This window comes from Caballeronia sp. GACF4 (genome assembly GCF_023631025.1).
Lineage (GTDB): Bacteria > Pseudomonadota > Gammaproteobacteria > Burkholderiales > Burkholderiaceae > Caballeronia.
Window position 1 is genome coordinate 1 of sequence record NZ_JALQDW010000039.1, and the last position, 13,456, is coordinate 13,456.

At 58.4% G+C, this 13,456-nt stretch carries 10 protein-coding genes and 5 pseudogenes; 10 read left to right on the forward strand and 5 right to left on the reverse strand.

The window, feature by feature from the left end; all coding sequences use genetic code 11:
* The 5 genes and pseudogenes from NCR40_RS29370 to NCR40_RS29395 all read left to right on the forward strand — a co-directional run.
* Positions 1-282, forward strand: a pseudogene (locus tag NCR40_RS29370) (methyl-accepting chemotaxis protein); the annotation flags it as partial.
* 216 nt (positions 283-498) lie between these two features.
* Positions 499-1,455, forward strand: coding sequence for a chemotaxis protein (locus NCR40_RS29375; RefSeq protein ID WP_250511592.1), 957 nt, complete (start codon positions 499-501; stop codon positions 1,453-1,455).
* A complete protein-coding gene (locus NCR40_RS29380) occupies positions 1,452-1,766 on the forward strand; it encodes a hypothetical protein (RefSeq protein ID WP_250511584.1) in 315 nt (104 codons plus the stop codon). The genes NCR40_RS29375 and NCR40_RS29380 overlap by 4 nt, the downstream gene beginning before the upstream one ends.
* 376 nt (positions 1,767-2,142) lie before the next feature.
* Positions 2,143-2,561, forward strand: a pseudogene (locus NCR40_RS29390) (transposase); the annotation flags it as partial.
* 269 nt (positions 2,562-2,830) lie between these two features.
* A pseudogene (locus NCR40_RS29395) lies at positions 2,831-3,103 on the forward strand (transposase); the annotation flags it as partial.
* 221 nt (positions 3,104-3,324) lie between these two features.
* Here NCR40_RS29395 and NCR40_RS29400 read toward each other — a convergent pair.
* A complete protein-coding gene (locus tag NCR40_RS29400; protein ID WP_502801047.1) occupies positions 3,325-4,245 on the reverse strand; it encodes an IS110 family RNA-guided transposase in 921 nt (306 codons plus the stop codon).
* A gap of 135 nt (positions 4,246-4,380) precedes the next feature.
* On the opposite strand from NCR40_RS29400, the pseudogene NCR40_RS29405 reads away from it, so the two are divergent.
* Together NCR40_RS29405 and ligD are read left to right on the forward strand one after the other, a co-directional pair.
* Positions 4,381-5,244: pseudogene (locus tag NCR40_RS29405) on the forward strand (IS3 family transposase); the annotation flags it as partial.
* A 208-nt stretch (positions 5,245-5,452) separates the two neighbouring features.
* Positions 5,453-6,045, forward strand: a pseudogene (gene ligD / locus NCR40_RS29410) (non-homologous end-joining DNA ligase LigD).
* A 4-nt stretch (positions 6,046-6,049) separates the two neighbouring features.
* Here ligD and NCR40_RS29415 read toward each other — a convergent pair.
* The 4 genes from NCR40_RS29415 to NCR40_RS29430 form a co-directional block, all read right to left on the reverse strand.
* Positions 6,050-6,295 carry a YjzC family protein gene (locus tag NCR40_RS29415; protein ID WP_250511593.1) on the reverse strand — a complete coding sequence of 82 codons (246 nt, stop codon included), beginning with the start codon at positions 6,293-6,295 and terminating at the stop codon, positions 6,050-6,052.
* 147 nt (positions 6,296-6,442) lie between these two features.
* On the reverse strand, positions 6,443-6,781 hold the full coding sequence (locus NCR40_RS29420; RefSeq protein ID WP_250511586.1) for a hypothetical protein: 339 nt from the start codon (positions 6,779-6,781) through the stop codon (positions 6,443-6,445).
* A 277-nt stretch (positions 6,782-7,058) separates the two neighbouring features.
* On the reverse strand, positions 7,059-8,018 hold the full coding sequence (locus tag NCR40_RS29425; protein WP_250511587.1) for an SOS response-associated peptidase family protein: 960 nt from the start codon (positions 8,016-8,018) through the stop codon (positions 7,059-7,061).
* A 49-nt stretch (positions 8,019-8,067) separates the two neighbouring features.
* Positions 8,068-8,424 (reverse strand): hypothetical protein, encoded by a 357-nt coding sequence (locus NCR40_RS29430; RefSeq protein WP_250511588.1) that lies wholly within the window; start codon positions 8,422-8,424, stop codon positions 8,068-8,070.
* Between the two features lie 466 nt (positions 8,425-8,890).
* Between NCR40_RS29430 and imuA the strand changes: the two genes are divergently transcribed.
* The 3 genes from imuA to NCR40_RS29445 all read left to right on the forward strand — a co-directional run.
* Entirely contained in the window at positions 8,891-9,604 is a 714-nt protein-coding gene (gene imuA / locus NCR40_RS29435) for a translesion DNA synthesis-associated protein ImuA (protein ID WP_250511589.1), read from the forward strand.
* The gene (locus NCR40_RS29440; protein WP_250511590.1) at positions 9,528-10,991 is read left to right on the forward strand and encodes a Y-family DNA polymerase; all 1,464 of its coding nucleotides are present in this window, start codon (positions 9,528-9,530) and stop codon (positions 10,989-10,991) included. Before imuA ends, NCR40_RS29440 begins: the two co-directional genes overlap by 77 nt.
* 11 nt (positions 10,992-11,002) lie before the next feature.
* On the forward strand, positions 11,003-13,456 hold a 2,454-nt coding region (locus NCR40_RS29445), incomplete at its 3' end, for an error-prone DNA polymerase (protein WP_250511591.1).

A 13,456-nucleotide genomic window follows, 5' to 3' on the forward strand; every position in this document is an offset into this window, starting at 1 on the left:
AACCAGGCCATCTCGCAGATGGACGAGGTCACGCAGCAGAACGCGGCACTCGTCGAAGAAGCGGCGGCAGCGGCTGGATCGCTGGAAGATCAGGCCGAGCAATTGCGCACGACCGTCGCCGTGTTTCGCACGGGACAGACTGTCGTTGCCGCGAGCGCTGCGAGCTCGGCATCGATGCGCCGTCCTGCGTCCGCATCTATTAAAAAGACCATTAGGGTTCCCGAAGCGAAAAAGCGTAACGAGTCTGCGACGACAGCCGACGGCGACTGGGCGACGTTCTGAAGAATGGAGCAGGCGTCCGCCCTACACCCGATCGCCGGCTCGGTTCGAACACACCAAGTCGATGCAGGGACTGACAACCTTAGCTTTGCGACTTTTTGCGCTGGCGCCGGTTGAGCTCGTACGGCGAGACTCGAAGGTAGCGAAGCGATGTCCTGTTATTACGATTTGAAACCCCTGTCAGCGGTTATCAATAAAAAGCTTCCGAAGGGACTTAAGATGAATGATCAGCATGATATTGAGCAGCGAGTACGGCTTGCCGGCAGCAACATGTTTGAGCTGTTGCTGTTCCGCTTAGGCGCTACACCGAAGACTGGCACCCGTGAGCTCTATGGCATCAACGTCTTCAAAGTTCGCGAGATCATCGCGATGCCAGTTTTGACCGAGGTCGCGGGGTCGTCTGACATGATTTTGGGCGTGGCTGACGTTCGTGGCGAGATCATTCCGGTTATCGATCTCGCTAAATTCACGGGATGTGTTGCGCGCGAAGGCAACCGCATCCTGCTTGTGACCGAATTTGCGCGTACAACGCAAGGCTTTGCCGTCGAAGAAGTCGATGACATCGTGCGCCTTGAATGGAACCGCGTACTGTCGGCCGAGGGACATTCCAGCGGCAAGACGGTAACCAGCATTGCGCGGCTGGATGCTCACCCGGGTGGACGCCTCGCCCAAGTGCTAGATGTCGAGCAGATCCTGCGCGACGTGCTGCCACCCAGTGAGCCGGAAATCAATGAAGAGCACACAGGACGGCTCGTGATACCTGCAGGCGCAAAGATACTGGCAGCCGATGATTCGGGCGTCGCACGAGCGCTGATTGAAGACGGTCTGACCGCCATGGGCGTGCCTTATATCATGACGAAAACTGGGCAGGAAGCGTGGGAAGTGCTTAATCGCGCCAGCGAAAAAGCGGTGCGGGATGGAAGGAAGATCACCGATGACATCGCCCTTGTACTGACAGACCTTGAGATGCCAGAGATGGATGGTTTTACGCTTACGCGCAAGATCAAGTCTACGCCCGACCTGCAAGCGATCCCAGTTGTTATCCATTCATCGTTATCAGGCGCGGCGAATGAACAGCACGTGCGCAAGGTTGGGGCGAACGCATATGTTGCCAAATTCGTAGCTTCGGAACTCGCCGCAGTGATGCGTCAGGCGATTGCCGGAGCGGCACCATGAACTCAACAAACGCAACGCCAGCCGCGCGACGATTTCCCCATGGACTTGGTGCCAGCACCGTCTGGCAGGTGAGTCACGGAAGGAAATTGACGCTGTTTGTGGTCGATCAAGCCGTGCCGCTGTACAACGTCGTTGTCAATGAGCTTCGGTTCTTTGCCACTACTGAGCAAATTATGGAGTTTGTTGCGCAACTTGAAGCTGCGCCTGAGGCACTCCCAATGCAACCCAGTTGGAAATGGGTCTTCGATAGCGGATTTGAGTACAGTTTAGATGGCGCGCTGGAGAAGCGATGGCGCTTGATCGGAGGCTGAAGTAAGCACTCAATGATGCCACCTTTGAGGCCACATCGTCGCAGTATCTAATGCCAAAGACGCAAACGGCCGCCACCGATTGCTGTTTCTGTCTTGAGACCGACTCGTTCCATTCGTCCAATGCGTTTTTGTGTCGTTATTGAGCTCGAACATCGCCCGGCCAAACTGGGTGGTGCGGTCTTTGCTTTTGCTTAAGCGGCGTAATGCGAAACACGCTTGCGCGGTCGCTGCAGAACGCCCCAAGCTTGCCATAGCACTCGATATGCGCACGCGTCGCCTCGAAATAGCTGAAGGTCGATTCGATACTCGTGAAGTGCAGTTGCATCAGCCGGCAAGTCGCACCGGCGTACATATAACAGCAGTGTGCACCACCACGTTCCACAACTGTGTGGTGGTCATGGAAGCGTGCGCTGGCGCTCATTGGTTGGCACGTAAGCTGGCCAGCTTCGGACATCAGGTAAAGCTTATATCGCCGCAAATTATGGAGGCCTTCATCAAGAGCATCAGAACGATTTCGTTGGCGTAGAGGCGGTCTAATAAAGAGCTTCGCGCCTGCCCGTGAGCTTTGTCACACTGAAGACTGAATTGCCAAACGCTGTCAGCCTGCATCGGGTTCGCGAATCGTCGATTCGCGATCGCACGAAGACGGCCAACCAGATGAACGGTTTTTTGATCGAATCCGGCATCAGTCTGCCGAGTGCCACGCAGTCATGTCGGGCCTGCCAGCTTTGCTGGTCGACATCCGCTACCGCCGCGTCGATTGCCATCCTCGAACGCTCGTCTGCCCACTTTAAGATGCGCGGTACCTTGAAAGAGGCCAGGTGAGCCCGGCAGAATTTTTCCAGGTCGGCGGGGGTCCTCTCGGCTTCGGCGGGGAACTGGACGAAAAAGGCGACACCCACCTTGCCTTAGTCGGCGTCGAGAGCGCCGACGACAGCCCTTACCATGCATGCCTTTGCAACCCTGTCCGGCAAGACGTTATTCATCACCGGTGACACTGACCTGCCCCGGTAACTTGAGACCGAATTGATCTAGGATAACGGCGCATCCATACGGAGCGCGTCATGAAGAAGAGTCGATACAGCGATGAGCAGATTGTTCGGATCTTGCGAGAGGCGGACAGTGCGCCGATTGCCGAGGTGGCCAAGCGACACGGTGTCAGCGACGCGTCGATTTACGCGTGGCGCAAGCGATTTGGCGAAATGGTCAGTGACGACGTCAAGCGATTGAAGGCGTTAGAGCTCGAGAACAACCGACTGAAGAAGCTCGTGGCGGAGCGTGACCTGGAAATCGAGGTCATGAGGGAGATTTCCGCAAAAAATGTATGGTCCGCTCCGGTTTTGCAAGCGGGTTTTTCAGGCGAGACAGTTTGCGTAAATGTATCCGGCCTCTCGCGAGTCAGCTGCTTTTGGCAGCAAGGCCATGATGGGATATGCGCGGTCGGTTCCCAATAAATGGACAGACCTCAGAGGCCGGTTTTTTGTCCCGGGCTTACCGAACGCCAGTGCACTGTTTCGTCATCAATTACCGTCTGCAAACTTTGAAGAGAGAGGGCTGATCATCGCGCTTGGGGCTGTCGCAAGTAGAACGTTCCTTGGCGTGTGAGAATCGTCCACGCGATACGTGCGAGTTTGTTGGCAAGCGCAACAATTACTTTGTTTCGATGGATTCCCTTCGCCTCCATCTGCGAGATCCAGACTCCGAGGTGATCTTTGGTTCGGTCGAGATGGAGAACACAAGCACGTGCGCCGTGAATCAATAGTCTGCGCAGATAGGGGTTTCCACGCTTTGTAATTCCGAGCAGATGTTGTTTGCCGCCGGTGGAAAATTCTCCAGGCACGAGTCCTAGCCACGCTGCAAAATGGCGACCGGATTTAAACTGTGTTCCGGTGCCCGAGAAAGCTGTAATGGCTGTCGCGGTGAGGTGTGCAATACCCGGAACCGAGGTAAGTCGCGTTGCGACGTCGTCGGCGCCAGCGATTGCTTCGATCTGACGACGCAATTGCAATAGCCGAGCTTCGACGGAGCGATATTCTTGCCATTGCTCCTGCAAAACTTGTCGCATCGATACCGTCAGCCCATTGTTCTCGTCGGAGATAATGCGCGGCATATCGCGAACAAAGTAGGCGGGACCTGTGCCGATAGTAATGCCATATTCCAGCAAGAAAGCGCGGGCCTGATTGACGATAGCGGTCTTGCAAGACACTTGGCGTTGCCTGACTCGATGGAGAGCCTGCAAATCGAGCTGAGCTTCGGTCTTGGGCTGGGTGAAGCGCATGGTAGGACGAGAAATCGCTTCGGCTATGGCCTCGAATCTGATGTCCGTAGGCGGCCGCTTTGCGTGCGAGCCAGTTGCTACCAGGACAAGCTTCCATACCAACGATGGTCGGAGACGCGCGAGCGAGAAACTCCAACAGCCGTTCACGATTGAATCGGCCCTTGAATACTGGCTTGCCTTTCGCGTCCAGACCGACGACATGGAAGACAGACTTCCCGATATCAATGCCCATGCGGGCGACAGCGGTGGAACTCAATTGACTCATGACACACCTCCGAAAAAGGGTCGGCGTCAGCGTCGATTATGCCCCTATGAGAGGAGCGGACCATCCTATTAATGGTAAGCGCACAGGCACGCCGCGAGCAAGCCCGCTATGCCATTTCGCGCGGGCTGAGTCAACGACGTGCGTGTGCGCTGATTCACGTCAGTCGCGCCAATCTCGGTTACATCAGCATCATGCCGGGCAAGAACGGCCCGATCGTGGCGATGATGCGACGCCTCTCGGGTGATTATCCCCGCTTCGGCTCGCGGCGCATCCGCATCATGCTGGGCCGCGAAGGGATCGTCATCGGCAAGGAGCGGTGCAGCCGGTTGTGGGCGCAAGCCGGTCTTCAAGTGCCTCGCAAACGACGCCGACGCCGCGTTGCCGGTTCGCGTCCTCGACCGCTTGCTCCGAGCGCTCGCAACGCCGTATGAAGTTACGATTTCGTCTTTGACGCGTGTGCCAACGGCCAGCAACTGAAGTGTCTGACGGTCGTCGACGAGTACACGCGTGAATTTTTGGCCATCGATGTGTCTGGCTCGATCCGATCGGCCAGAGTCATTGAGGTGCTGAGCAAGCTAATCAGCGTTCACGGCGCGCCACGCTATATGCGAAGCGACAACGGCCCCGAATTCGTCAGCGCAGCGTTGCTCAAGTGGGTGGTATCGGAGAAGATCGAATCGGCGTTAATCGATCCCGGCAAGCCATGGCAGAACGGCACGAACGAAAGCTTCAACGGTAAATTCCGTGACGAATGTCTTGCTATGGAATGGTTTCGCAATCGGATTGAAGCCAAGATCGTGATTGACGACTGGCGACGGCATTACAACGAGGTTCGACCGCATTCGAGCTTGAACTACGACACGCCGCTGGCGTATCGCCAGCGCTTAGAAACCAATTCAACCCAAGCCGTTATTGCTAGAACGCAGTGGTCTTAGAAAAACGGGCAGGTCAACACCTTTCGGCCGAGGCTATCATCTTTGGCGGTATAAGTTTCGATAACGAACGCGGATGTTATTCGCAGTTCTCGGGCGTTAAATCGCGCTCCACACAGTCAATGCTGCAAGTCCTACGGGCGGCGGCTTCATGTACGACAGTCCATGCCCGAACGCGAAAGCGGCGAAGGCGCTGGTTAGTCTCGCGCAAATGAGCGTGGTCGAAATTCATTCATGGAATGGTGTCACGCCGGATCTTACGCATCCGGACCGCGTGATCTTCGACCTTGACCCAGACTTGGTGGTGCCTTGGTCCGCGATGCTGGAGGCGGCCATGTTGGTCAAGGTGGTGCTCGATAAGATAGGACTTCGCTCCTTCGTCAAGACGAGCGGCGGGAAGGGTTTCGTATCGTCGTGCCTCTGACCCGTCGACAGGGTTGGGATGAAGTCAAAGCGTTCTCGCAAGCTGTTGCGCAGCGCATGACTCGGGTTGTGCCGGACCGCTTCTCGGCCGTGCTCGGTCCCAAAAACCGCGTTGGAAAAATCTTTATCGATTATCTTCGCAACGGACGCAGTTCGAGCACCGTGGCAGCGTTCTCAGTTCGCGCCCGTCCGGGCTTAGCCGTGTCGATGCCCATCGCATGGGACGAACTCGAGGAAGTAAAGAGCGGCGATCAATGGAGCATGCTGGAGGCCGTCAAGAGGCAACGCTCTCTGGACCGCGACCCGTGGGACGGCTACTGGCGCACGCGGCAACGCATTACACTCGCAATGCGCCGGGCCGTCGGCATGAAGCAGCCTTGAAGGCTTAAGTCCGCGATTGCGAATCCGATTCTGTACCCGAGCCTTTACCCTTGAGTGCCTCATGCTGATGAGCGTGGGCCGCGCCATACTTCAGTTCGAAATGTGCGCCCCTGCCGCTTCGCGTCGGCGGAAAGTGTTCGCCTTTTACACAGGTGACCTCGAACGTGTCTTTCCCATCATCGTGAACGACCGAGTAGATACCCGACACCTTCACGATCTGTCCGGGTTTATAAGCTGTATCGCCTGCCATCATGTCCTCCTATTTAACGTGGATGATGAGCAAGTTGAGCAACTGCTGTGCCCCGCGTTCGTACGGCGCGCGCACACCGCGCAACGTACGTCATGGACCTGAAAGCTCGTCAGATTGTATTCGAGTCAATGTTCGGCTTGTTTGAGACTAGCCGATCACTTCAGCTTCGGGTTCATCGGGCCCATTGCGGTCATCGGGCTCACCTTTACGAGGCGGTGGTTTGAGTCCCGCGAGTACCCGCTGTCGCAGGGCCTGCTCGTTCAGCAGCAAGCGAATCTTTTCGAGGGCGACCAGTTGCCCCAAATTTTCTTCAACCCACACCTTGTGCAGGCAGTCGAAGTAATCGCCGATCTGCTGCATGACCTCCCGGGCCTGTGCGATCTCGAGCAACATGCGCTCGACGTCCGCGTTGCCTCGATACTTGCGCCAGAGCGTTCGGCCTTCTCTGATGCCGACAGGCTCGAAGCGAGGGAGCTTGCGAGCCATCTAGAGAGGTGCCCTGGAGCACTCCAGACCCACTGTGCAAGCATCGCCCGCGTGCAATTCGCAAATCACGCCTTCAGTGTGAGCGATGCTCGCGACTGCAAACTGCAAAGCCAGCAAGCGCTTCGATCGCGTTCTTTGGTGTTTCTCTAGTTTGTCCACGCGTCCTCCCAGGATGTCTATCGCGACATGTTAGTCAGGACCGGGACGATCAGCGTCTTTTTGAATAAATCGCTGCGTATTGGCGGCGTCGGCTTGGAGCTGCGCAGCGCACGCCCGCCTAAGCAGCGAGCCGGTGTTCGTAATAGGGTCGGTCGCGATCGTCGAGGATCGCATAGAGCGCGGCCAAATTGGAGGCGTCTGGATTCAACCATGCCTCGACGTTGTCGGGCTTGACTGGGACGATACAGCGGTCGTGGCCAGCGGCCTGCACTTCCGGCGGCGGTTCGTCTGTGATGGCCGCGAAGGAGAGCAGGTCCGGCTCCCCCGGTGCGCTCCATTTCGACCACAGGCAAGCGACATACATCAGCTGCCCGTTGTTCGGGCGAAACTCGAGGACCACATTTTCGTCCCGCTGGTGAGTCTCCAGCAGTGTCCCTTCCATCTTTGCCTTGCTGACGTTCTCGTAGAAAACATAAACCAGCATGAGGCCATGCGTGTGACCGAAGCACGGCTTCCAGAATCCTTCGAGATTGTCGAGCCGCGCATTGTAGGTGCCGGGGTACTTCACGTCGTAGTTGGCCGGTTTGCCTGCGATTCGGCACTGGTAGCGCATCGGCTTGATGACGTACTCGCCGTTCTCGATCACTAGGACCGGTGCGAACGTGCCCGGGAAAATCCGTGCGTCGCGCGGCCTAAACTCGGTTCGGTTCAGGTCCGCCAGGCGTCGCAACGAGGCTTCGATCTTGGCAGTCGCGATCCGCTTGCTTTCGGTAGCGGCTTTAGTGATTTTCGTTTGCAGCGTGCGTTCAGCATCTGCAAGACGCGTGCGCTGCCTGAAAAGCTCATGCTCGATCTTTGAGGTCTGCTCGACATTGAACCGATCGATGAATTCTTTGATCTGGCGTTCGTCGTCGCTTTGTGGTTCGCGAAATGCGTCCTCCATCGCCTTCGGAATCTTGGCCTTGCTGCCTTCGGCGCGCTCCCAGAACAAGCGCGCAAATTCACGAATGTCCATCTGCGCGCCGAACATCTTGACGTATTTCCGGTAGTCCGCCTGAATTTGGGCCGAGTAGCACACTGTTGTCTCCCTGGGTATTGACCTTCAGTCCGATCGTGAAAAGGGGTCGCTAGCTCGCCGTGCCGGTGGCGTCACGGCACAGCCGCATCATCTTCTGCACCACCGTGCTTGCGTGATTCAGGCCCATGTCATCCGTGAACAGTGTCTGCACGTCCGATTGGCGCACGGCAATGCCCGCCCCCTTCAGATCGCGTCGCGCAATTTTGAGGGCCAGTTGGCCGATGCGGATGCGCGCAAGCCAGTCCATCATGACGAGATTGCGCTTAAGCCAGATGCGGCAGCTCTCCACCACGTGATCGACGCGCCATTCGTGCGTCAAAGCGTAAGACGCGGCTACGGTCGCCACCAGAAAGCAGAGCAACTCTGCACGTGCGCCAGTCAGTTCGTCGATATCAGGTTTCATCATGTCGATCCTGCTTTTCCTCCGTATTTCCACCATGGTACCGATCGGCCGACCTCAGTTGCAGATGCGGACGCGCTGCGGGCTTTCAACGGCGGCCTACCGTCGTAGGCTGCAGCGCGATCCCGTGCCAATGCATGACTGGTCGCCCCCCGGAAGTAATGGCGAACACGCACGCTGCCGCCGATTCCGAGCGATTGAAATCATTAAGAGGCTTCGTTTGGAAGGCGCGCCGTTCTCCTGCGCAAAAAAGGTCGCGGCCGCTTTTTCCGCGCGAAACGCTTCATGCATGGTCGCGGCGTCGAATGCGCGACGTAGCCTGGGCACGACTTCGGCGATCCGCCGTGAAGTATCTGGGATAAGCATATTGATCAGCTTTTTTCGGTTCCAGCTAAAAGGGCGCAATTCACTGCTTCATTTTGCGCTAAGATCCTACTGTACATCCATACAGTGTTTTTGAACCTCCTTTGCCATGGCCGCTCTGCCCAAGCACATTGAAGCGATCCATCCCGCGATTTGGCGTGGGTCGCAACTTGCGCGGGCCTACGGCAAGACGATCGACACCGGCTACGCGGCCCTGTCGGCGGAATTACCCGGCGGGGGCTGGCCCATTGGCTCCTTAGTCGAGTTGCTCATCCAGCAGCCAGGAATCGGTGAAATGCGCTTGCTTAATCCCGCGCTGATTGCCGCGAGCCAACGACCGGTCGCGCTGCTGCAAGCCCCGCATGTGCCGAACAGCCTCGCCTTTGCCTACTTGGGTGTGCCGCTGAACAAGCTCACAATGCTGCGCGCGCCAAAGACTGCGGATGCGCTCTGGTGCGCCGAGCGCGTACTGAACGCACGAAGTTGTGGCGCCCTGCTCTTCTGGCAGCAGCACATTCGATCTGAGGCGTTGCGGCGATTGCATCTGGCGGCACAAGCAACCGAAACGCTCCTGATTCTGGTTCGACCGCTCGCCGCCGCCCAGGATTCGTCACCCGCGACGTTACGACTGGGGGTGCGGCCCGCCGACGGCGGCATCGTTGTCGACATCATCAAGCGACGAGGACCCACCCGAACCGAGTCACTCTCCATCCACCTTCAACCGTCTCCTATCTTGCTCAGCCCCCATGGCCGTATTCGTCGCCATCTTCCTGCCCCGGCTCTCGCTGGAGGTATTCCGTCCGAGGTGGTCGCCACCGACTGAACACGGATGTGTGGTGCTGGAACGCGACAAGGTCATTGTGCTGGACCAGGCAGCACGAGACGCGGGGGTGGGGGTGGGAATGAAACGAGGAGGTGTCACAACGCTCGCGGCCGATGCGCTGATGGTTGACCGCGACCCGATGCGTGAGCACGATGTACAGCGTGAAGTCGCCTTTGCCTTGCTTCGCTTCTCGCCGCAGGTCGCCATGCGCGAGGAAGAAACCCTCATTGTCGATGTCACCGCCAGTCTTCGGCTTTTCGGCGGCATTCGACAGGTGTGCCGGCAGATCAACGAGACGGTCAGGACGATCGGCGTCACCGCCCGCATGAGCGTAGCGCCGACCGGCCAGGGCGCGTGGCTGCTCGCCAAGCGCGGGCGCAGACGCGTACTCAAGATGAGTTCGCTCGAACGCCACCTTGGCGTGCTGCCTTTCGTGGTGGTGCCGGAGATTCGGTCGTTCAGCGACTGGTTCAATGGTCTCGGTTGCCGAGTGCTCGACGATATTCGACGCCTGCCGCGTGCAGGGCTTAAAAAGAGGTGTGGCGTGGACTTATTGGAGTCGCTTGACCGCGCCTATGGCCTGTCTCCTGAACTCTACGAGTGGCTTGAGTTGCCACCCGCTTTCAGCGCGCGCACCGAACTGCCCGATCGGGTCGAGCATGCCGAGGCCGTTCTCTTTTCCGCGCGCCGTCTGATCGTCCAACTGTGCGGCTGGCTGAGCGCGCAGCAACTCGCGCTCTCGCAGGCCACGATCACGCTGGAACACGAGCGCGGTCGCCAGGCCATTGAGCCCACGCAGCTCGACATTGCGCTTGCCGAACCCACCTGGCACGAGGAACACCTGGTCCGCCTGCTCAGAGAGCGACTTGGACGGATCGAGCTCGAAGCAGCCGTCATCGCCGTGCGGCTGACGGCATCCCGAGTCCAGCCGGCTGAGCCGCCGAGCGATTCGCTGTTTCCCGACCCGGGCGGTTCGACGGAAGATCACAACCGGCTGCTCGAATTGCTGGTGGCGCGCTTGGGGCCTGAGAATGTCCTGCGGCCTGCGCCCACCTCAGACCACCGGCCTGAACACGCCAATCAGTGGATACCGGTCCAGGACACCGCCCAAGCGTGTCCGCCCCCGGCCGAACTTCCGCGCCCCACCTGGCTACTCAACGAGCCGGTGCGGCTCATGATCAAAAACCACCGACCGTTCTACGGCTCGCCGCTCAAACTCGTTTCCGCTGGCGAGCGCATTGAAGCGGGCTGGCACGACGGCGAACTCGTGACGCGCGACTACTACGTCGCGGAAGCCACCGACAAGAGCTGTTACTGGATCTACCGCGAGAGACCGAGCGTGAAGACTGAGGAAGTCCGCTGGTTTCTTCACGGACTGTTCGGGTAAGTGGTGTTGTCGTGGATCTGTTTTTGTCGACCCTACCCGACTACGCGGAGCTGTTCGCGTTCACGAACTTTTCGTTTCTGCACGGCGCATCGCACGGCGAAGAGTTGGTGTTGCGCGCGTCGCAACTGGGATACTCAGGCCTTGCGATTACCGACGAATGTTCGCTCGCCGGCGTGGTGCGCGCGCATGTGCAGGCAAAGGAAGACAAGCTGCCGCTTGTCATCGGCTCGTATTTTCGGCTCCTGCATGCCGGCAAAACTCCCGCGTTTGGCCTCATCCTCCTTGCGCAAAATCGCAACGGCTACGGCAACCTGTCCGAGCTGATCACACTCGCCCGCATGCGGGCCGCGAAGGGAAGTTACCTGCTCACGCCGCACGATCTCTCCAGACCCGAAAAAGAACACGCTCATTTGCGTGGCATGCCCGATTGCCTGGCTATCCTCGTGCCGGATTTCCCTGCGAAGGAAGAAGCGCTCTCGGCACAAGTCGAATGGCTCAACGAGACCTTTCCCGCTCGCGCGTGGGTCGGGTTGATCCTGCACCAGCGCGCGATGGATGACATCCATCGCGGCAGTGTCGAGTACGTCGCCGACCGACATCGTGTCCCAGTTGTCGCGCTAGGTAATGTCGTGATGCATGTGCGCTCGCGCAAGCCCTTGCAAGACACGATGACCGCAATCCGTATCGGCAAGCCCGTGGCCGAATGCGGCTACGATCTCGCACCGAACGCGGAGCAGCACCTGCGTTCACGGCTACGTCTGTCGAATCTGTATCCGGCGCACGCGCTCGCTCAAACGCTCAACATCCTCGAGCGTTGCACGTTCTCGCTGGACGAATTGCGCTACGAGTATCCGGATGAACTTGTGCCGAAAGGCTTCACGCACGAAGCCTACCTACGGCAGGAAACTTACATCGGCGCGCACAAGCGCTTTGCGGCTGGCATTCCGCATGAGGTGCAGCAGCAGATCGAATACGAGTTGCAGTTGATCGGCGAGATGCGCTACGAAGCTTACTTTCTCACAGTCTATGACATCGTGCGTTTCGCACGCAGCCAGCACATCCTGTGTCAGGGACGCGGCTCGGCTGCGAACAGCGCGGTCTGTTACTGCCTGGGCGTGACCGAAGTGGATCCCTCGCGCGGCAACATGCTGTTCGAGAGGTTTATCAGCAAGGAACGCGGTGAGCCGCCCGATATTGATGTGGACTTTGAGCACCAGCGGCGCGAAGAGGTTATCCAGTACATCTATCGCAAGTACGGCCGAGATCGCGCGGCGATTGCCGCAGCGGTGTCCACGTATCGGCCGCGCGGAGCATTGCGCGAAACCGGCAAGGCGCTCGGCATCGATCCGCAGATCGTCGACAAGGTCGCGAAGAGCCATCAGTGGTTCGATCATTCGCAGGACCTGTTGCGCCGCTTCGAGGAGTCCGGGCTTGACCCACAGAACCCCATCATCACAATGTGGGCGAAACTGGCCGCGCAGATTCTTAACTTCCCACGACATCTATCGCAACACTCGGGAGGCTTTGTCATAAGCCGCAGCAAGCTTACGAGGCTCGTACCCGTCGAGAATGCGGCGATGGCCGATCGCAGCGCCATTCAATGGGACAAGGACGACCTTGAAGCGCTAGGGCTTCTGAAAATCGACGTGCTCGCGCTCGGTATGCTGTCGGCCATTCGACGCACGCTCGATATCGTCTCTGAACAACGCGGCGAACGCTTCGAGATGCAGGACATTCCGCCAGAAGACTCCGTGACCTACGAGATGATTTCACAGGCGGACACGGTCGGCGTGTTTCAAATCGAATCGCGTGCGCAGATGAGTATGCTGCCACGCATGCAGCCACGAACCTTCTACGATCTCGTGATCGAAGTCGCCATCGTGCGTCCAGGACCAATTCAGGGCGGCGCAGTGCACCCCTATCTGCGGCGGCGGCAGAAGATCGAACCTGTTTCTTATCCGAGTGCGGAGCTGGAGACGGCATTGGGTCGCACCCTCGGCGTGCCTATTTTCCAAGAGCAGGTGATGCAGGTTGCCATTCTGGCAGCGGGCTTCACACCAGGCGAAGCCGATCAGCTTCGCCGCGCGATGGCGGCGTGGAAACGCAAGGGTGGTCTGGAAAAGTATTATGACCGCATCGTCAACGGCATGAAGGAGCGTGGTTACGACAGGGCATTCGCTGAAGCCATATTCGAGCAAATCAAGGGCTTCGGTGAATACGGTTTCCCGGAAAGTCACGCCGCAAGCTTCGCGCTGCTGGTGTATGCGAGCAGCTGGCTCAAATGCCATGAGCCGGCGGCCTTTCTTGCGGCGATGCTCAACTCGCAACCCATGGGCTTCTATTCGCCCTCACAACTCGTACAGGACGCGCAGCGTCATGGCGTTAAAGTCGTGCCGATCGATGTGACGGTCAGTGGCTGGGACTCGGTGCTCGAACGTCAGCCAGGCGGCTCAAAAATGTTTGTT